This is a genomic window from Streptomyces sp. MspMP-M5 (assembly GCF_000373585.1).
Lineage (GTDB): Bacteria > Actinomycetota > Actinomycetes > Streptomycetales > Streptomycetaceae > Streptomyces.
This window is the reverse complement of record NZ_KB891892.1, coordinates 1-16,881: the sequence shown is the minus strand read 5'-3', so window position 1 is coordinate 16,881 and position 16,881 is coordinate 1. Positions and strand designations below refer to the sequence as shown.

Genomic DNA, 16,881 nt, shown 5'->3' with positions numbered 1-16,881 from the left:
GCGTGGAAGCGGGTCCTCGGCTAGGAAATTCGGGGCGTAGACATGCGGACACCGTAACGGAGGCCCGGGGAGCCGTGCATCCGCTTTTCTTCCGGCGGCGCACCCGGGCCGGCCCGCCGGGGCGGCCGGTCGGCTCACCGCAGAGCCCGGTCAGCCCGGTCACCCCGCCAGCGTGCCCAGGAGATCCCAGGTGCGGCGCCGATTGGTGTCGCCGGCGAGCTCCGTCCCGGCGAAGACCACTTCCGTCGCCCCGGCGTCGCGGTAGCGCTGTACCTCGGCGGCGACCGTCTTCTCGTCACCGATCACCGCGACATCGACGGCCCGCCGGGCGCCGGAGAGCTCGATGGCCCGGGCGTAGGAGGGAATCTGCTCGTAGAAGGCCAGTTGCTCGGTGGCCGTGGCGCGGACCGCGTCGGCGTCGTCGGTGACCACACCGTGGACGAGTGCCACGATCCGGGGCGCGGGGCGCCCGGCGGCCTCGGCGGCGGCGGTGACGGCCGGCACGATGTGCTCGGCGAGGGCGCGGGGCCCGGCGAGGTAGGGCAGGATGCCGTCTGCCAGCTCGCCGCTGACCCGCAGGGCCCGCGGGCCCATCGCGGCGACGAGCAGCGGGACACCGGACTCCGCGCCCGGCACCCGGGCGGGGAGGGGAGTGGTCGCGGTGAGCAGCTCGCCGTGGAAGTCGGCGCTGCCGGTCTCGGTCAACTGCCGTAGCGCGGTGAGGAATTCCCGCAGGCGGGCGACGGGCCGGTCGAAGGGGAGGCCGAAGCCGCCCTCGGTCAGGAGCTTGGTGCCGAGCGCGAGGCCGAGGTGGTAGCGGCCGTGGGTGGCCGCCTGCGCGGTCTGCGCCTGGCTGGAGACGATCAGCGGGTGGCGCCCGAAGACGGGGATGGCGGACGTCCCGACATGCAGTCCGGGCACTTCGCGGCCGACGATCGCGGCGAGCTGGGGCGAGTCCGCGCCGAAGGTCTGGCCGAACCAGGCGGATCTCAGTCCCGCGGTCGCGGCCTCCTTGGCGAGCGCCACGCTGGCGTCGATCTGGTTGGTGGGATCGGTCGGGTTGAGGGCAACTCCTACGGTCATGTCCGTTGGCAACAGCGTGCGTTGACGCATGATTCCCGGGATGTGGGAAGGGTTGTGGGCGGGCGGTGTCCGCCGTGCTCTTCCCAACGCCGCGTTTCGACGCCGGCTTTCGACACCGGCTTTCGACACCGCCTTTCAACGGCGGCTTCCGCACTCCTCGACAATCTAGGACAGCAGCTGTCCTCTTTGGTTCGTAGCGTGGTCCTCACCACCGCAGGAGAACACCGAAAGGCGGAGACCATGACCGACACCCAGGCGACCACCCGCGACCAGTCCTCCTCCCCGGCCAACGAGGTTCCGGCCGTCGATGCCCCGGCCGTCACCGGCGAGCGCGCCGAATGGCTGGAGGCACTGGCCAAGCACCGGCACTTCCTGCGCTTCACGACCCGCGACCTCACCGACGAGCAGGCCGGGCGGCGCACCACCGCCGGCGAGTTGTGTCTGGGCGGTCTGATCAAGCACGTCAGCGCGGTCGAGGAGGGCTGGGTGAACTTCATCCTGCACGGCACCTCGGCAATGCCGGACTTCACGGCGATGACCGAGGACGACCTGGCCCGTCGGGCGGACCAGTTCCGGATGCTGCCGGGTGAGACCCTGGCCGGCGTACTGGCCGACTACGAGGAGGCGGCCCGCCGGACCGACGAGGTGGTGGCCGCGCTGCCCGACCTGGACCGTGCCTGGCCGCTGCCCAAGGCACCCTGGTTCGAGCCCGGCACGCAGTGGTCGGCCCGCCGGGTGCTGATGCACATCGTCGCCGAGACCGCGCAGCACGCCGGGCACGCCGACATCATCCGCGAGTGCCTGGACGGCGCCAAGAGCATGGGCTAGGGCATGGCGGAGCGTCCGCCGGAGGCCGGGTCGGCCGCCGGCGGACGCTCGTACGCCGCGCTCAGGTCCGCGGCACGGGGCGGTGACTGATCACAGGGTGCGGCCCAGGCGGTCCGCCACCACCTTCACGAAGTGTGCGGGGTCGGCCGGCCGGCCGCCCTCGGCCAGGACGGCCAGGGAGTGCAGCAGTTCGGCGGTCTCGGCGAGGCCGGAGCGGTCCTCGCGCTCCCCGTATGCCTGGTTCAGGCCCTTCACCAGCTGGTGGGCGGGGTTGAGTTCGAGGATGCGCTTGGTGTGCGGCACCTCCTGCCCCATGGCCCGGTACATGTTCTCCAGCGCCGGGGTCATATCGTCGGCGCCCGCGACGATGCAGGCCGGCGAGACCGTCAGGCGGGACGACAGTCGCACCTCCTTGACGTCGTCGGCCAGTTGCTCGGTCATCCAGCCGAGCAGGTCCGCGTACTCCTCGGCCTGCTGTTCCCGCTCGTCCTCGGACTTCTCGTCCCCCTGCGCACCGAGGTCGATCTCCCCCTTGGTGATCGACTGCAGCCGCTTGCCCTGGAACTCGCCGACCACGTCGACCCACACCTCGTCGACCGGGTCGGTGAGCAGCAGCACCTCGATGCCCCGCTCCCGGAACGCCTCCACGTGCGGGGAGTTGTCGATGCTCTGCCGGGACTCGCCGGTGATGTAGTAGATGTCCTCCTGGCCGTCCCGCATCCGCGCCACGTACTGCTCCAGCGTGACCGGCTCGTCCTCGCCGTGCGTGCTCGCGAACGACGACACCGCGAGCAGCGCGTCGCGGTTGTCGGAGTCGGTGATCAGCCCTTCCTTGAGCACCGCGCCGAACTCCCGCCAGAACGTGCCGTAGCGCTCGGCGTCGTCGGCCTTCATGGTCTTGACCGACGCCAGCAGCTTCTTCGTCAGCCGCCGCTGCATCATGAGGATGTGCCGGTCCTGCTGCAGGATCTCGCGGGAGACGTTGAGCGAGAGGTCCTGGGCGTCGACCACGCCCTTGACGAAGCGGAGGTACGGCGGGAGCAGCGCCTCGCAGTCGTCCATGATGAACACGCGCTTGACGTAGAGCTGCAGCCCGCGCTGGTAGTTCTGGGTGAACAGGTCGTGCGGGGCGTGCGACGGGACGAACAGCAGTGCCTGGTACTCGAAGGTCCCCTCGGCCTGCAGCTGGACGGTCTCCAGCGGGTCGCGCCAGTCATGGCTGATGTGCTTGTACAGCTCGTGGTACTCGTCCTCGGACACCTCGTCGCGCGAGCGCGCCCACAGTGCCTTCATCGAGTTCAGCGTCTCGGGCTCGGCCGGCCCGTCGCCGTCGGCTGCGGTCTCCCCGACCAGCTTGACGGGCCAGGTGATGAAGTCCGAGTAGCGCTTGACGATCTCCTTGAGCTTCCACGGCGAGGTGTAGTCGTGCAGCTGGTTGTCGGAGTCGGCCGGCTTGAGGTGCAGCGTCACCGAGGTGCCCTGCGGTGCGTCGTCGACCTCCTGGAGGGTGTAGGTGCCCTCGCCGCGGGACGCCCAGCGGGTGCCCTTCTTCTCGCCCGCGCGCCGCGTCAGCAGGGTGACCTCGTCGGCCACCATGAAGCCGGAGTAGAAGCCGACGCCGAACTGGCCGATCAGCCCCTCCGCACCGGCCGCGTCCTTGGCCTCCTTCAGCTCCTGGAGGAAGGCGGCCGTCCCCGAGTTGGCGATGGTGCCGATGAGCTGACCGACCTCGTCGTACGACATCCCGATGCCGTTGTCCCGCACCGTGAGCGTACGGGCGTCCTTGTCGATCTCCAGCTCGATGTGCAGGTCGGAGACGTCGGCGTCGAGGGAGTCGTCGCGCAGCGCGGCCAGACGCAGCTTGTCCAGCGCGTCGGAGGCGTTGGAGACTAGCTCCCGGAGGAAGACGTCCTTGTTCGAGTAGATCGAGTGGATCATCAGCTGGAGCAGCTGACGGGCCTCCACCTGGAACTCAAACGTTTCGGTCGGCATGGTTCGCGATTACCTCACTTGATCATGGATCGCCGGACTTGTTGCCGTCACTCTAATCAGCGCGGCCGCTCGTGGACCGCACTGGTCGGCGAAACAATGATCACCGATCCGCGATCGCTGTCTACGATGCGGGCATGTTGGCCTTCTCCCCCGCGCTGTTGTTCCTTCTCCTCTTCTGCTTCGGTGTGCTCCGCGACCGCCGCCGCTTCGGCAACGCCGTCCATCTCGGACTGGCCGTGGCCTTCGGGCTGTTGGCGACGGTCGGCACCCTGGGGCGGTCGCATCCCGTGTGGGGAGCGGTCGCCGGGCTGGCACTGGTGGTGCTGCCCGCGCTCGGTACGGTGGTCCTCGCCGGCTTTCTGATCGCCAATGGTGTGACGATGGTGCGCAAGGAGGGCCGTCGCCCGGCCAACCTGCTGTCGCTGCTCGCCGGACTCGGCATCGTCGGCGTGCTCGTGTTGCTGGTCACGGCGGTTGTCCTGCACACGGTCGGCCTGCTGGTGAGCGCCGCGGTCACCGTCGGAGTGGTCGGCTATGTGTCGTTCCTCTTCCTCTGCTTCGTGGGTTACGCCTTCCTCTACGGACGGTGGCCGGTGCGGCGGCAGGCCGACTATGTGGTGGTGCTCGGTTCCGGGCTGACCGGCGGGTCCAAGGTGCCGCCGCTGCTGGCCAGTCGGCTGGAGCGGGGGCGCGCGGTGTACGAGCGGCTGGTGGCGCGGGGTTCCACGCCGCTGCTGATCACCTCCGGCGGCCAGGGGCCGGACGAGAGGCTCCCGGAGTCCCATGCGATGGCCGACTACCTCGTCGAGCGCGGGTTTCCCGCGGACCGGATCGTGCGCGAGGACCGTTCGCGGACCACGGAGGAGAACCTGCGGTTCAGCCGGGCGCTGATGGCGGAGGCGAAGCCGGACTACCGCTGTGTGGTCGTCACCAACAACTACCACGTGTTCCGGGCCGCGTTGATGGCCCGGAAGACCAGCCTCAACGGCCAGGTCGTGGGTTCTCCCACTGCCGCGTACTTCTGGCCGAGCGCGACCATCCGCGAGTTCGCGGCGGTGTTCCTGGCCCACAAGGTGGTCAATCTCGGCGTCTGTCTGCTGCTCGTCCTCGGCGGGGCGCTGATCTGGTGGGCCCGCTGAGCGGGGTGCGCGAAGGTCGACGGAGGGGCCTGCGGTGGTTGCGCAGGGTCGCGGACCGGGGACCGGCGTCCGGGATCAGCCGAGCTGGTCGATCAGCCCGGTCAGGAAGGCACCGGTCTCCGCCGGTGTGTTGGCCTCCGTGCACAGCCGGTCCATGACCGCCGTGTACTGGTCCACCGACTCCTGCTTGTCCAGATACAGGGCGCTGGTCAGCTGCTCCAGATAGACCTTGTCGGGCAGTTCCGGTTCGGCGAATCGGAGAATGCTGAACGGGGCGCCGGCCGCCGCGTTCGCCCCCACGCTGAAGGGAGCGATCTGCAGCGTCACGTTCGGCATCTGCACCGCCTTGAGGAGGTGGCGCAGTTGGGCGGCCATCACCTCGGTGCCGCCGAACGGCCGGCGCAGCACCGCCTCGTCCACCACCGCCCACAGCCGCGGGGCCTCCGGCCGGGTGAGCAGCCGCTGGCGCTCCATCCGCAGCGCGACCAGGCGGTCCACCTTCTCCTGCGGTGCGTTGGGGTAGCCGATGCGGGTGACCGCCTGGGCGTACTCCTCCGTCTGGAGCAGGCCGGGCAGGAACTGCACCTGGTAGGTGCGGATCAGCGCGGCGGCTTCCTCCAGGCCGAGGTGGAGCTCGAACCAGTCCTCCAGGACGTCGCTGTACTCGTGCCACCAGCCGTTGGAGTTGGCCTGGTCCGCCAGCTCGAAGTAGTCGGCCCGGCGCTCCGGGTCGAGTACGCGATAGAGCGTCAGCAGATCGGCCAGGTCCTGTCTCTTGAAGCCGACTTGGCCTCTTTCGAGGCGGGTGATCTTGGCGTGAGAGCCACGGATCGACTTGCCCGCGTCCTCCCGCGTGATGCCCGCGCCGGTGCGCAGCCTCCGGAGCTGGGCGCCCAGCACGATGCGCGCGGCGGTGGGCCCTACCTGCGTCTCCTTCAGGTAGCGCGTTATCGACAGCTCGGCTTCCGGCCGCATCATCGCGGTCATCCCAACTCCCGTGAGCGACAGTGTTGATACCACCAGTGTCGCATCTGCGGGTCACCAGGTACAGAAATGCGCCATCGTCGCGGTGTGCGGCGGACCCGTCGGCGGTGGGTCCGCCGCGCATCCGCCGCTCAGCTCAGCAGCGCGTCGAAGTCGCCGTCCTTGGCGCCGCCGACGAACGCGGCCATCTCCGCGTGGGTGTAGATCAGCGCCGGCCCGTGCGGGTCACGGGAGTTGCGGACGGCGAAGCCGCCGTCGGTCAGCCGGGCGACCTCGACGCAGTCGCCACCGGGCGCGCTGCGCCGGCTCTTCCTCCAGACCGCGCCCTCGATCAGGTCCGCGGCCACGCCGTTGTCGAACTGCTGCATCCCGCCACTCCCTTGTTATGCGCAGGTGTCTGACCAGCATCACGTGCCACCGCACTTACGGCTGCACTTACCGATGCAATTACGTCCGCCTCGAATGTAATTGCAGATGCACTTGCAGCGCCAGCCGCCGCCAAGGAATAGTGGAACCCCCTCACTCGATCGTGACGAAGGTCCGCAAGGCAGCCCGGAGTTCGTGATGACCACCCACCCGGCAGCACCGGCTGCCGAGTTCCCCGTCGAGCCCCTCGGCCACTGGCTCACGCAGGCGCCGCACGACGATCCACTCGGCGACCGTGCCGTCCGCCCCGCCGATCTGGCCACCCGCGCCCTGACGGCGGACGGCCGGGCCGGCTCGGAGGCCCGCCGCTTCACCGGGGCCACGCTCAGCGGATGGAATCTCGGGCCGCTCGTCGACAACGCCGTACTGGTCGTCACGGAGTTGCTCTCCAACGCCCTGCGCTACGGGCTCGCCAAGCCCGCCGGGCAGCTCCTGGGCGCCGCCCCGCGCCCGCTGTGGCTGGGGCTGCTGCGCTGCCGGGACCTCGTCCTGTGCACGGTCTGCGACCACAGCACGGACGTTCCGGTGGTACGGGAGCCCGACCATCTCGCCCAGAGCGGACGCGGGCTGCACATCATCGACTGCCTCAGCCAGTCGTGGGGTTGGACCACCCCGACGGCGGCCGGCAAGGCGGTATGGGCCGCGCTGCCGACCGCGGAGTGAGGCCCGCGGCATCGTCGTGCCGGTGCCGCGGGGCCGCCGGTCAGCTCTTGCGGCCGAGCCCGGCGTAGAGCGGCAGCTCCGCGTCGGAGAGGGAGCCGGCGCCGACCTCGACGGGGTCGGGGCGCCAGCGGTGGACCACGGTCAGGCCGGGGTCGACCAGCTCCAGGCCGTCGAAGAAGCGCAGCACCTCGGCCCGGGTGCGGGTGCGCACATGGGAGCCCTTGGACTCGAAGTTGTCCGTGATCTCCCGCAGGGCCTGCGGCTCGAAGTCGGCGGTGGCGTACGTCATGGCCACGTAGCTGCCCGGGGCGAACGCGTCCATCAGCTCGCGGACGACGGCGTAGGCGTCGCGCTCCGCCGGGAGCCAGTGCAGAACGGCGATCAGGGTCAGCGCCACCGGCTGACCGAGGTCGAGGGTGTCCCGCAGGGTCGCGTCCCGCAGGATGTCCTGGGGACGGCCGAGGTCGGCCTGGATGTAGGCGGTCCGGCCGTCGGGGTGGCTGGTGTGCAGCGCCCGCGAATGCGCCAGCACGATCGGGTCGTTGTCGGCGTAGACGATCCGGGCCTCCGGCGTGGCCGCCTGGACGACCTCGTGGAGGTTGGGCGAGGTCGGGATGCCGGTGCCGATGTCCAGGAACTGCCGGATGCCGGCCTCGCCCGCGAGATAGCGGGCCGCGCGGTGCATGAAGCCGCGGTTCTGCCGGGCGATCGTGGCAGCGTTGGGCAGCGACACGAGGGTCTGCTCGGCCGCCTCCCGGTCCGCCGGGTAGTTGGTCTTGCCGCCGAGCAGTACGTCGTAGACACGGGCGGCGTGCGGCCGATCGGTGTGCAGATCGATCGGCTCCTGGGGCCGCGCCCCCATCCAGTCCTCCGGCACCGCCATGTCCTGGTCATCCCTCCGTCGTGCTGACGCGCAGCCCCCGCAACTTCCCGGCCACTTTAGTGCGTTGGCGAAGCGGAGCGCGGCGGGGTGGCGCCCCGGCGGACGGGCGGTGGCACCGCGCGGGGCGGGGCGCGGCGGGACCGGTGGGACAGCGGCGCCCGGGTCTGACGACGCACGGCTGACAGGGCGTCAGTAAGGTCGCTTCCTCACCGGCGGGTGCTAGCGCTCGGCGGTGAGGAAGCGGCTGTGGGCCACGGTGCGCCCCATCGGGCCGTGGAGTTCCCGCCGGTAGGCCGCGGCGACGTCGTAGGCCGGGACGGTGCGTACGTCCCAGCCGGCGGAGGTGAGTGGGCGGCAGGGGTCCTCCTTGTCGTCGAAGTGCCACAGGTCGACGAGGTCGACGCCGAGTTGCCGGGTGGCCGCGCGGTACTCCGGCTCCTCGACGACTACCCGGACGCCGGGCGCCAGGTGTTCGGCGGCCAGCCGGCTGCCGGGCGCGGAGAGCCGGCTGACGCGGTCGAAGAGCAGCCGCTCGGCGGCGGCGGTCAGGAAGGGCAGCAGCCCCTCGGCCAGCCATACGGTCGCGCGGCCGCGGTCGAACCCGGCGTCCTCCAGGGCGGCGGGCCAGTCGTCCCGCAGGTCGATCGGGACCACGTGCCGGGCGCACCGGGGCCGGGCGCCGAGGCGGTCCAGCACGCCGTCCTTGAACTCCAGCACCCTTGGCTGGTCGATCTCGAACAGCTCGACGCCCGGCGGCCACTCCAGCCGGAACGCCCGGGCGTCCAGGCCGGCGGCGGCCACCACGACCTGGGTGATGCCGCCGGCCGTCGCGGTCATCAGGAAGCGGTCGAAGAACAGCGAGCGGACGCCGAGGTAGGCCGCCATCGAGGTCCACATGGCGCGGGCGGCGGTGGACAGCGGCTCCGTGTCCGCGAGCCGTCGCGGCACGGGTACCGGTGCGTCCGCCGCCGCCAGGAAGGCGTCGGCGTAGGGGTCGCTGACCAGGTGGTCGGGGCGTTCGGTCTCCAGCGCCCGCCCGGCCGCGACGCCGAGTGCGGTCAGCCCGATCCCGGTGACGATGTCCCACTGCTCGAACTCCGTCATACGGACTCCTCCACCGGTACGGACGGAACGGGAAAATCGGACACGGATGCCATCCCGTCACTCTGGTCGGCACGGCCGGGCCGCGCAAGCAGCTACGCCGTGGGCGCCAGTCGCCGGGCCGCCAGCTCCGCGTACACCGTCGCGCCGTCCGCCAGCACCGCGTCGTCGAACTCGGCCAGCGGGGAGTGGTTGTTGGGGCTGTGCTCGGGGTCGGCGCCGGCCGGCGGCGCGCCGAGGGTGAGCATCGCGCCGGGCACCTCGGCCAGCACCCGGGAGAAGTCCTCGGAGCCGTGCAGCGGCCGGGGCTGCGGGGCGAAGCGCTCCTCACCGAGGGCCTCGCGCACCACGTGAGCCGCGAAGTCCGCCTCGGCGTGGTCGTTGACGGTCACCGGGTACAGTTCGGCGAACTCCGCGTCCACCGCGACCCCGTAGGCCGCGGCGATCCCCCGGCACACCTCCACCGTGCCGTCCTTGACGCGGGCCTGGGCCGCGGCCGAGAAGCTGCGGACCGTCGCCTTGAAGACCGCGGTGTCCGGGATGACGTTCTCCTGGGTGCCGGCGTGGAACGTCCCGACCGTCAGGATCACCGGGTCGAAGACGTCGAAGGTGCGGGTGATCCATGCCTGGAGCGCGGTGACCATCGCACAGCCCGCCTGCACCGGGTCCTTGGCCCGGTGCGGCATCGAGCCGTGCCCGCCGGCGCCCCGGACGGTCACCCGCAGTACGTCGGACGCGGCCAGGGCCGGGCCGCCGCGGGTGCCGAAGACGCCGCCGGGCAGACCCGCGGACATCACGTGGACGGCGTAGGCCGCGTCCGGGCGCCGGCCGGCGGCGTCCAGCAGTCCTTCGGCCAGCATGTGCCGGGCGCCGTCGAAGCCCTCCTCGCCGGGCTGGAACATGAACACCACATCGCCGGCGAGCCGGTCGCGGTGGGCGCAGAGCAGGGTCGCGGCGCCGGTGAGCATGGCGGTGTGCAGGTCGTGGCCGCAGGCGTGCATCCGCCCGTTGTCGGCGGCGAAGTCCAGGCCGGTGCGCTCGGCGACCGGGAGGGCGTCCATGTCGCCGCGGAGCAGGACGACGGGACCGGGGGCCGCACCACGCAGCACGGCGGTCACCGAGCTGAGTCCCGTGCCGGTGGTGATCTCCAGCGGCAGCCCGTCCAGTCGGGACAGCACCGTCTCCTGGGTGCGCGGGAGGTCCAGGCCGGTCTCGGGGGTGCGGTGCAGGGTGCGGCGCAGCCGTACGAGGTCGTCGGCGAGGGCGCGGGCGTCGTCACGGAGGTTCATGCGTGCTCCTCAGAGGTCGGGGGGTAGCAGGGGTGATCCCGATGGTTCCGTGGGCGGCCGGCCACCGCGCGGGCACCTCACCCGCCGCGGCGGACCCGTCAGCCCGCCGGTGGCTTTGGCTGGTCCGCAGGCTCCGGCTCGCGCAGGAAGTCGAGGACGGTGTCGGTCTGTCCGAAGAGGGCGTGACCGGCCTCGGGCAGGAGGTGGACCGTCGCCCGCGGTACGCACGCCCGTACCCGCCGCGCGGTGCCGGCCGAGTCGAACAGCGCATCCCGCGCGCCGGCGATCACCAGTACCGGCATGGCGAGTCGGCGCAGCGCCTCGTCCGGGACGATCGGCAGCCGCTCGGTACGCGGTCGGAAGTGCGTGAAGACGAGGACCACCGTGTCGAGGACGGGCTGGAGCCCCGGGTCCTCCAGACCGGCCCCCTTGCGCACCGACCGTTCGACTCCCTTGCGCCCCAGGACGCGCAACAGCAGTGCCCTGAACAGCCAGCCCACCTTCTGGCGTCCGATCCCGCCCGGGCACAGCAGCGCCAGCCGTGTCACCCGCTCCGGCCGCCGCCGGGCGTAGTCCAGCGCCAGCCAACCGCCGAGCGAGGTCCCCACCACGGCCGTGGTGGAGATCCCCAGCCCGTCCAGCACCTCGTCCAGCCACCGCGCGGGGTCCTCCGAAGCCAACGACGGCCGGGCGGGCGCACTGAGACCGGGCTCGCCGATGACGTCCACGGCGTAGGTGCGGAAGTGCCGGGACCAGCCGGCGATGTCGCCCAGCCACATCGTCGCGTTCGCGCCGGAACCGTGCAGCAGCACCAGGGGCGGTGCGTCCGCGGGCCCGGACACGACGACGAACGTCTCTCCCTGCCCGGTCGGCACCCTTACGTGCTCGGCCGGCACCGGCCAGGTCTCCAGCGCCGCCTGGTAGCGCCGCAGGATCTCCTCCGCGCCGGCCTGCGACTTGTAGAGCGCCTGCGCGGCTCCCCCGCCCTGTCCTGTGCTCATGATGCGAGCACCCCCTCCATGTAGTCCAACAGTCGGGCCGTGTCGGCCAGTCCGCCCAGGACGATGACCTTCATCCGGGCCCGGTCCTTGTCGTGAACCGTCTCGATCCGCAGCGGACGCTCCCCCGGGCCACGGCCGGCGGCCGCGGTCATCATGAGCGTGCTCAGGCGGTCGGCCGTCGCCCGGTCGATGCCCTCGACCTCGACGATGCTCGACACCTCGGTGTGCCGCTGCCGCCCGGCCGGTCCGGTGTCGGGCGCGGGCACCGGCCGGCCGGTGAAGACCTCCAGGTCCTCGTGCGCGATGCGGTACTGCTTGCCGATCCGGACCGCGGGCAGCCGCCCGTCGCGCACGTAGTTGCGGACGGTGCGCACATGCAGCCCGAGTCGCTCGGCCACCTGCTCCACGGAGTACAAACGGTCACTCATGAAACTACCTTAACCTTCCCTATCTGCATACCCAATAGGGAAGTTTGAGGAGTCTTCAGGTACCCGTACAGCGGGGACGGGGTAGGAGGCGGAGGCGGGCGCCGCGCTCCCCTCATGCGTCGCATGGGTCAATGTTCGCGTTGAGTGGTCGTCAACAGAACGTTGATCGCGGCTTCCTAGCGTTTCCGGTGCATCGATCACCGATCAACGGTTGGGTGAAGTAGGCATGTTGTTCCGCACGCCAGGCAAGGGCAGGATCTCTTCCTTATGCGCCCGGGCGAACACGCCCCGGCGGCGGGCCGCGGTCATGGCCGGGGTGTTCGCGAGTGTGTCCGTGGTGGCGCTGGGCACGGCGTCCGCGGAGCCGCAGGGTTCGGCGGAGTCGACGAAGGCCGCCGTGCAGGCGGCTCCGGCGACCGACTCGGCGCGTGCGCACTGGCAGCCGCCGACGCACCGGAACGGGGGCCCCGGGGATCCCGGGACAGAGCCCGGCAAGCTCAACACCGACTACCTGATCAGCGAGGTTTCGCCGGCACAGTTCAGGGGCTATTGGTACCAGTCCCACGTCAAAGGGGTCAGTGTCACCTGGGTGGTGCCCTCAGGGCGGGATCCGTACAACGGCTGGGACTGGATCGAGATCCTGGACAGCAAAGGCAAACGCGTCACGTGGGACTGGGCTTGCGGCAACGCCAACTGCGCCGCGTACGGCTCGACCCTGATCGACGCGAACCTGACGAAGGGCGCGGAGTACAGGGCCCTCTACTACAGCGACGGAGGCCGGGTCACCAAGGGCAAGCTCCAGGCCGAGTTCGAGTTCTGGGCCTGACATGGGAGACACGGAAGGGATGACGCGGAGAGTTGATCCGGCCGAACGGTTCGCACGCGGGCCGGTTCGGCGGCGATTGGTCAGCGCGGCCGTGGTGGTTTCGGTCCTCGCGGGCACGCTGGGCGCGGGTGCGGCGGTCACCTACGGTGCACCGACCCGGCACCGGCAGGAGCAGAGCGTCCAGGCCAAGCCGCAGGAGCAGGCGCAGCCGAGGGAGCAGACGGAGGACGAGGATTTCGCCACCCTCTACACCCGCACGGTCGCGAACATCCGCAACGCAATGCTGGGCGAGGAGAGCGTCCGACGTCCCGGTGCCGGCCACCTGATCCGGAACCCCGATCCCGCGGCCATGCAGGAGATCAACCTCGGACGGTTCGTCGAGAACGAGTTCATCGGGGGCCACATGGTCCGATGACTCTTCCGCCGGGCCGACACCTATCTGCTCGGGTTCTTGGTGCAGAACGAGGCCGGGACCAGCCGTGTCCTCTACACGTTCACCGAGCAGAGAGACGGCCGCACGGTGGACATGGTCCCGGGCGACCAGTACCGGGGCATCCCCAGGGCGCGCTTCGGCTGGGGCATCCAGTACCGGGGCCTTGAGAACGTCACCGTCAGCCGGAGCCGCCTGCGGGACGCGGTGTCCGAGATCTACCTTCACGACCCGAACAGAAGCACCCACACGATGGAGGACCGTGTCCAGACGCTGGCCGTGGCCCTGGCCGAAGGGGCGCGGTTCCAGGCGATTCCCGCGCAGATCGCCCAGGCGATCCGTGGCCGGACGTCCTGGACCGTGCACAACCACGCGGACGAGATCAGGTCCTGGGACCAGCGGTCCGGGGTCGTCCTGCGGGCACGCGAAGGCGACTCGACCGGTAATGGCCAGGTGTGGCAAGAGCGCCGTGAATACCGCTGGAACGGGAACCAGGTGCTGTTCACCGCGCTGGATCTGGCCCGCCGGCTCTACCTGATCAAGCCGCCGCCGAAGCGCTGACGTACCGAAACATCCGGTCACCGAGAGCGGCCGCGGTCGCACCCGGTGACCTCGGCTGCGACCGCGGCCGGCCTCCTCCGACGCGGTCAGCGGGTCGACACGACCAGCATCCGCGTCACCGTGCCGTCGTCGCCGACCACATCGCGGACGTGCCGGAAGCCCAGGCGGGCGCAGAGCGCGAGGCTGGCGGTGTTCTCCGCGCCCACCATGCCGTAGACCTCGGGGAGTTGAAGGGTGCGGGCGGCGTAGTCGATCAGGCCGCGTACCAGCTCGGTGCCGAAACCTCTGCCCCAGCTCGGTCTGACCAGGGCGGCGACCAGTTCGTGCCCGTCGACGTTGCCGGTCTTCTTGATCTCCGCGTGGCCGACGTAGCGGCCCTCGGCCCGGACGCCCCAGACGTCGAACAGGGCCTTGGGGTAGATCTCGTCGAGGATCGCCCGGAACACGGCCCGGATCTCGTCCTCGGGCGCGCGTTCCTGGCCCATCCAGCGGCAGACCGTCTCGTCCCGCAGGAGGGCCACGAAGGCGTCCTCGTCCTCGGGGCGGTAGGGCGAGAGCAGCAGGCGTCGGGTGTGCACGGTCGGAGTCATTCCGGAGTCCCCTCTCATGGTGAGCGGGAGAACGTCCGGGGGGTGCCTTGCCGTCCGGGCACCGTGGCGGGGTGCGGACCGGCGTGCCTGGCGGATCCCCCGTGATCCGCGCTTCCCCCGCCTCGGTGAACGTGTCGGTTCCGCGGCCGGGCGCCCGGCCCGTGCGCGGTGTGCTGCGTGCGGTGGTGCTGGTGTGTACCGCCGTGCGGCGGAGGCGGGCCGTGCGGGCCGGCCCGGCGCCGGCCGGGCGCGGCCCGCACGGAGCGCCGGGTCAGGAGCCGACCTGGTCCATCCGCTCGCGCAGGCTGCGGGGGCGCATGTCGGTCCAGACCTCGTCGACGTAGGCGGCGCACTCGTCCTGGGTGCCCTCCTTGCCCACCGCGTGCCAGCCGGCGGGTATTTCCAGGTCGGCGAGCCACAGCGAGTACTGGTCCTCGTCGTTGCGCAGCACCTGGTAGCGGGCGTTCTCGTCCATGTCCGGTTCTCCTGTCGTGCGGTGGTCTGCGGTGCGGTGATCGGTCGGTTCCAGGGTGCCGCCGCGGGTCGGGGCGCGGGGGCCTTTCCCGTACACCGTGCCCACGCCGGTCGCGCCTCTCACAGGCTGTCCCGGGCGTGGCGGGCGATCCGTCCGAGGGCCAGCGCGAAGTCCTCGGCGACCGCCCGTACGGTGGCCTCCTCGTGGACATCGGGACGGTAGTGCCAGGTGAAGGCGAGCCGGCCGTCCTGCACGGCGCCGACCGCCTCCAGCAGGTGGGAGCCGCCGTCCCGGGGGTCGTGGTCCCGGCCGAAGGAGCCGCGCTCGGCGCGGACCAGCGCGCCGCCGGTGCCGTCGGGCCGGGCGTCCCACTGGCCCAGGTAGTTGAAGACCAGCCGGCCGTGGCCGGTGTGCGCCAGGCGCTCGCGGATCTCCGGGGAGCCGTGGGTGCGCAGGGCGCCGAAGCCCAGGCCGTTGCCGGGCACGGCGCGCAGCTGCCGCCGGACGGCCTTGACCAGCGCCCGCCAGTCCCGGTCGGGCCCGAGGTCCTCCGGGTCGAAGACCCGCAGGCCCACCGGGTGGACGGTGGTGAACCACCCGACCGTACGGGAGAGGTCCACCCCCTCCAACAGGTCCTCGCGGCCGTGGCCTTCGAGGTCCACGCAGACCCGTTCGTTCCCGGTCCAGCGGGCCAGGGCGAGCGCCAGGGCTGCCAGCAGGACGTCGTTGATGCGGGTGCGGTACGCGAGCGGGGCGGAGCGGAGCAGCGCCGTGGTGTCCCGCTCGTCCAGCGTCACGGTGACCGTGCGGGACGCGGCGCCGGGGGTGCCCGGGTCGTGGTCGACGGGCAGCGGGGCGGCGGACACCGCCTCCTCCCAGTACGGCAGTTCGTGGTCCAGGCCGCCGTCGGCGACGTGCGCGGCCAGGCCGCGGGCCCAGTCCCGGAAGGCGGTGGTGCGGTCGCCGAGGTCGACCGGGGTTCCCGCGACGGCCTGCTGGTAGGCGGTCTCCAGGTCGTCCTGGAGGATGCGCCAGGACACCGCGTCGACGACGAGGTGGTGGGCCACCAGCAGCAGGAAGGCGGGCCGGGTCGGGCCGCCGGTGAACAGCGCCGCCCGGAACAGCGGCCCGCGGCCGAGGTCGAAGCCGGTGTGCAGCGCGTCGGCCGCCCGGTCCATGGCGGCGTCGGCCTCCTCGGCCGACAGGCCGCTCAGATCGTGCCGGACGAGGAGGTCGTCCGGCACGGACGGCGGCGGGTTGTGCTGGTGCCAGCGGCCGTCCTCCTCGGTGAACCGCATCCGCAGCGCGTCGTGGTGCTCCAGCAGCGCGGCCAGCGCCGTGCGCAGGGCCGACGGGTCGGGGGTGCCGGTCAGTTCGAGCAGCGCCGACTGGTTGAAGTGGTGGCGGGCCGCGCGGGGGGTGGCGAAGAACCACTCCTGAATGGGGGTGAGCGGCAGTTCCCCGGTCACCGGGCCGCTGTCGGGGCGGGTGGGACCGGTGGTCACCACGGTGGCCAGCGCGGCGACCGTCTGATGGGTGAACAGGTCCTTGGTGGCCAGGTGGAGCCCGTCCCGGCGCAGCCGCGAGACGACCTGCATGGTCAGGATGGAATCGCCGCCGAGGTCGAAGAAGTTGTCGTCGGCCCCGACGGTGTCGAGCCCGAGGACGTCGGCCCAGATCTGCGCGATCCGGCGTTCGGTCGCGGTGCGCGGGGCGACGTGCGGGGCGGCGGGGGCGGCTGCCGGGCCGGGGTCCGGCAGGGCGCGCCGGTCGGTCTTGCCGTTCGGGGTGAGCGGCAGCGCGGCCAGCGGGACGAACAGCGCGGGCACCATGTGCGGCGGCAGCAACCGGGCCAGGTGGTCGCGGAGTTCGGGGACGGGCAGCGGCTCGGGGGTGCCGGAGGCCGGGACGACGTAGGCGACCAGCCGCCCGGGGCCGGCCGGGTGCTGTCCGTCGCGGCCGGCGGTGCGGACCGCGACCACCGCGTCGCGCACCAGCGGGCTGCGGCGTAGCGCGCTCTCGATCTCGCCGGGCTCGAGGCGGAAGCCGCGCACCTTGACCTGGTCGTCGGCCCGGCCGACGAACCGGAGTTGGCCGTCGGTGTCCCACCGCGCCAGGTCCCCGGTGCGGTACATACGGGAGCCCGGCGGGCCGTACGGATCGGCCGGGAAGCGGCTCGCGG

At 71.7% G+C, this 16,881-nt stretch carries 17 protein-coding genes and 1 pseudogene; 6 read left to right on the top strand and 12 right to left on the bottom strand.

Annotated elements, in window-relative coordinates; genetic code table 11:
• Positions 1–159: 159 nt before the first annotated feature.
• Positions 160–1,083 (bottom strand): LLM class F420-dependent oxidoreductase, encoded by a 924-nt coding sequence (locus tag B073_RS0117965; protein WP_018539467.1) that lies wholly within the window; start codon positions 1,081–1,083, stop codon positions 160–162.
• Between the two features lie 240 nt (positions 1,084–1,323).
• Here B073_RS0117965 and B073_RS0117960 point away from each other — a divergent pair, with 240 nt between their 5' ends.
• The gene (locus B073_RS0117960; RefSeq protein WP_018539466.1) at positions 1,324–1,911 is read left to right on the top strand and encodes a DinB family protein; all 588 of its coding nucleotides are present in this window, start codon (positions 1,324–1,326) and stop codon (positions 1,909–1,911) included.
• 90 nt (positions 1,912–2,001) lie between these two features.
• Here the strand turns inward: B073_RS0117960 and htpG are convergent, their stop codons facing one another.
• Positions 2,002–3,903: a molecular chaperone HtpG gene (htpG, locus tag B073_RS0117955; RefSeq protein ID WP_018539465.1), complete on the bottom strand. Its 1,902-nt coding sequence runs from the start codon at positions 3,901–3,903 to the stop codon at positions 2,002–2,004.
• A gap of 134 nt (positions 3,904–4,037) precedes the next feature.
• Here htpG and B073_RS0117950 point away from each other — a divergent pair, with 134 nt between their 5' ends.
• The gene (locus B073_RS0117950; RefSeq protein WP_018539464.1) at positions 4,038–5,042 is read left to right on the top strand and encodes a YdcF family protein; all 1,005 of its coding nucleotides are present in this window, start codon (positions 4,038–4,040) and stop codon (positions 5,040–5,042) included.
• Positions 5,043–5,117: 75 nt separating this feature from the next.
• Here the strand turns inward: B073_RS0117950 and B073_RS0117945 are convergent, their stop codons facing one another.
• Both B073_RS0117945 and B073_RS0117940 read right to left on the bottom strand, forming a co-directional pair.
• Positions 5,118–6,029, bottom strand: a complete 912-nt coding sequence (locus B073_RS0117945; RefSeq protein WP_018539463.1) for a helix-turn-helix domain-containing protein — start codon at positions 6,027–6,029, stop codon at positions 5,118–5,120.
• 128 nt (positions 6,030–6,157) lie between these two features.
• Positions 6,158–6,394, bottom strand: coding sequence for a DUF397 domain-containing protein (locus B073_RS0117940; RefSeq protein WP_018539462.1), 237 nt, complete (start codon positions 6,392–6,394; stop codon positions 6,158–6,160).
• A gap of 196 nt (positions 6,395–6,590) precedes the next feature.
• Here B073_RS0117940 and B073_RS40285 point away from each other — a divergent pair, with 196 nt between their 5' ends.
• Entirely contained in the window at positions 6,591–7,115 is a 525-nt protein-coding gene (locus B073_RS40285; protein ID WP_018539461.1) for an ATP-binding protein, read from the top strand.
• A gap of 40 nt (positions 7,116–7,155) precedes the next feature.
• Here B073_RS40285 and B073_RS0117930 read toward each other — a convergent pair whose 3' ends face one another.
• The 5 genes from B073_RS0117930 to B073_RS0117910 all read right to left on the bottom strand — a co-directional run bounded on the left by B073_RS0117930 (position 7,156) and on the right by B073_RS0117910 (position 11,817).
• Positions 7,156–7,998, bottom strand: a complete 843-nt coding sequence (locus tag B073_RS0117930; RefSeq protein ID WP_018539460.1) for an SAM-dependent methyltransferase — start codon at positions 7,996–7,998, stop codon at positions 7,156–7,158.
• Between the two features lie 219 nt (positions 7,999–8,217).
• Positions 8,218–9,102: an SAM-dependent methyltransferase gene (locus tag B073_RS0117925; protein WP_018539459.1), complete on the bottom strand. Its 885-nt coding sequence runs from the start codon at positions 9,100–9,102 to the stop codon at positions 8,218–8,220.
• Positions 9,103–9,194: 92 nt separating this feature from the next.
• A complete protein-coding gene (locus B073_RS0117920) occupies positions 9,195–10,388 on the bottom strand; it encodes a M20 metallopeptidase family protein (RefSeq protein ID WP_018539458.1) in 1,194 nt (397 codons plus the stop codon).
• Positions 10,389–10,486: 98 nt separating this feature from the next.
• Positions 10,487–11,389 carry an alpha/beta fold hydrolase gene (locus B073_RS0117915; RefSeq protein WP_018539457.1) on the bottom strand — a complete coding sequence of 301 codons (903 nt, stop codon included), beginning with the start codon at positions 11,387–11,389 and terminating at the stop codon, positions 10,487–10,489.
• Positions 11,386–11,817 (bottom strand): helix-turn-helix domain-containing protein, encoded by a 432-nt coding sequence (locus tag B073_RS0117910; RefSeq protein ID WP_026247497.1) that lies wholly within the window; start codon positions 11,815–11,817, stop codon positions 11,386–11,388. The genes B073_RS0117915 and B073_RS0117910 overlap by 4 nt, the downstream gene beginning before the upstream one ends.
• Positions 11,818–12,043: 226 nt before the next feature.
• Between B073_RS0117910 and B073_RS0117905 the strand changes: the two genes are divergently transcribed.
• From B073_RS0117905 to B073_RS0117895, 3 genes and pseudogenes are all read left to right on the top strand, one after another.
• Entirely contained in the window at positions 12,044–12,643 is a 600-nt protein-coding gene (locus B073_RS0117905) for a hypothetical protein (protein WP_106731888.1), read from the top strand.
• A gap of 91 nt (positions 12,644–12,734) precedes the next feature.
• A complete protein-coding gene (locus tag B073_RS0117900; RefSeq protein WP_158690150.1) occupies positions 12,735–13,058 on the top strand; it encodes a hypothetical protein in 324 nt (107 codons plus the stop codon).
• Positions 13,059–13,073: 15 nt separating this feature from the next.
• Positions 13,074–13,634, top strand: a pseudogene (locus tag B073_RS0117895) (ribosome-inactivating family protein); the annotation flags it as partial.
• A gap of 86 nt (positions 13,635–13,720) precedes the next feature.
• On the opposite strand, the gene B073_RS0117890 reads toward B073_RS0117895, so the two are convergent.
• The 3 genes from B073_RS0117890 to B073_RS40280 all read right to left on the bottom strand — a co-directional run.
• Complete coding sequence (locus B073_RS0117890) at positions 13,721–14,224, bottom strand: GNAT family N-acetyltransferase (protein WP_018539452.1); 504 nt, start codon at positions 14,222–14,224, stop codon at positions 13,721–13,723.
• A 271-nt stretch (positions 14,225–14,495) separates the two neighbouring features.
• Positions 14,496–14,699 carry an MbtH family protein gene (locus B073_RS0117885; RefSeq protein ID WP_018539451.1) on the bottom strand — a complete coding sequence of 68 codons (204 nt, stop codon included), beginning with the start codon at positions 14,697–14,699 and terminating at the stop codon, positions 14,496–14,498.
• Between the two features lie 119 nt (positions 14,700–14,818).
• A partial coding sequence (locus tag B073_RS40280; RefSeq protein WP_037812010.1) for a condensation domain-containing protein occupies positions 14,819–16,881 on the bottom strand: 2,063 nt, incomplete at its 5' end.

Excerpts from the sequence above, each read along its gene's own strand:
- B073_RS0117940 (WP_018539462.1), bottom strand. The coding sequence starts at position 6,394 with ATGCAGCAGTTCGACAACGGCGTGGCCGCGGACCTGATCGAGGGCGCG.
- B073_RS0117950 (WP_018539464.1), top strand. The coding sequence starts at position 4,038 with ATGTTGGCCTTCTCCCCCGCGCTGTTGTTCCTTCTCCTCTTCTGCTTC.
- B073_RS0117920 (WP_018539458.1), bottom strand. The coding sequence starts at position 10,388 with ATGAACCTCCGTGACGACGCCCGCGCCCTCGCCGACGACCTCGTACGG.
- B073_RS0117905 (WP_106731888.1), top strand. The coding sequence starts at position 12,044 with ATGTTGTTCCGCACGCCAGGCAAGGGCAGGATCTCTTCCTTATGCGCC.
- B073_RS0117915 (WP_018539457.1), bottom strand. The coding sequence starts at position 11,389 with ATGAGCACAGGACAGGGCGGGGGAGCCGCGCAGGCGCTCTACAAGTCG.
- B073_RS0117910 (WP_026247497.1), bottom strand. The coding sequence starts at position 11,817 with ATGAGTGACCGTTTGTACTCCGTGGAGCAGGTGGCCGAGCGACTCGGG.
- B073_RS0117885 (WP_018539451.1), bottom strand. The coding sequence starts at position 14,699 with ATGGACGAGAACGCCCGCTACCAGGTGCTGCGCAACGACGAGGACCAG.
- htpG (WP_018539465.1), bottom strand. The coding sequence starts at position 3,903 with ATGCCGACCGAAACGTTTGAGTTCCAGGTGGAGGCCCGTCAGCTGCTC.
- B073_RS0117960 (WP_018539466.1), top strand. The coding sequence starts at position 1,324 with ATGACCGACACCCAGGCGACCACCCGCGACCAGTCCTCCTCCCCGGCC.
- B073_RS0117925 (WP_018539459.1), bottom strand. The coding sequence starts at position 9,102 with ATGACGGAGTTCGAGCAGTGGGACATCGTCACCGGGATCGGGCTGACC.
- B073_RS0117890 (WP_018539452.1), bottom strand. The coding sequence starts at position 14,224 with ATGACTCCGACCGTGCACACCCGACGCCTGCTGCTCTCGCCCTACCGC.
- B073_RS0117930 (WP_018539460.1), bottom strand. The coding sequence starts at position 7,998 with ATGGCGGTGCCGGAGGACTGGATGGGGGCGCGGCCCCAGGAGCCGATC.
- B073_RS0117965 (WP_018539467.1), bottom strand. The coding sequence starts at position 1,083 with ATGACCGTAGGAGTTGCCCTCAACCCGACCGATCCCACCAACCAGATC.
- B073_RS0117945 (WP_018539463.1), bottom strand. The coding sequence starts at position 6,029 with ATGACCGCGATGATGCGGCCGGAAGCCGAGCTGTCGATAACGCGCTAC.
- B073_RS40285 (WP_018539461.1), top strand. The coding sequence starts at position 6,591 with ATGACCACCCACCCGGCAGCACCGGCTGCCGAGTTCCCCGTCGAGCCC.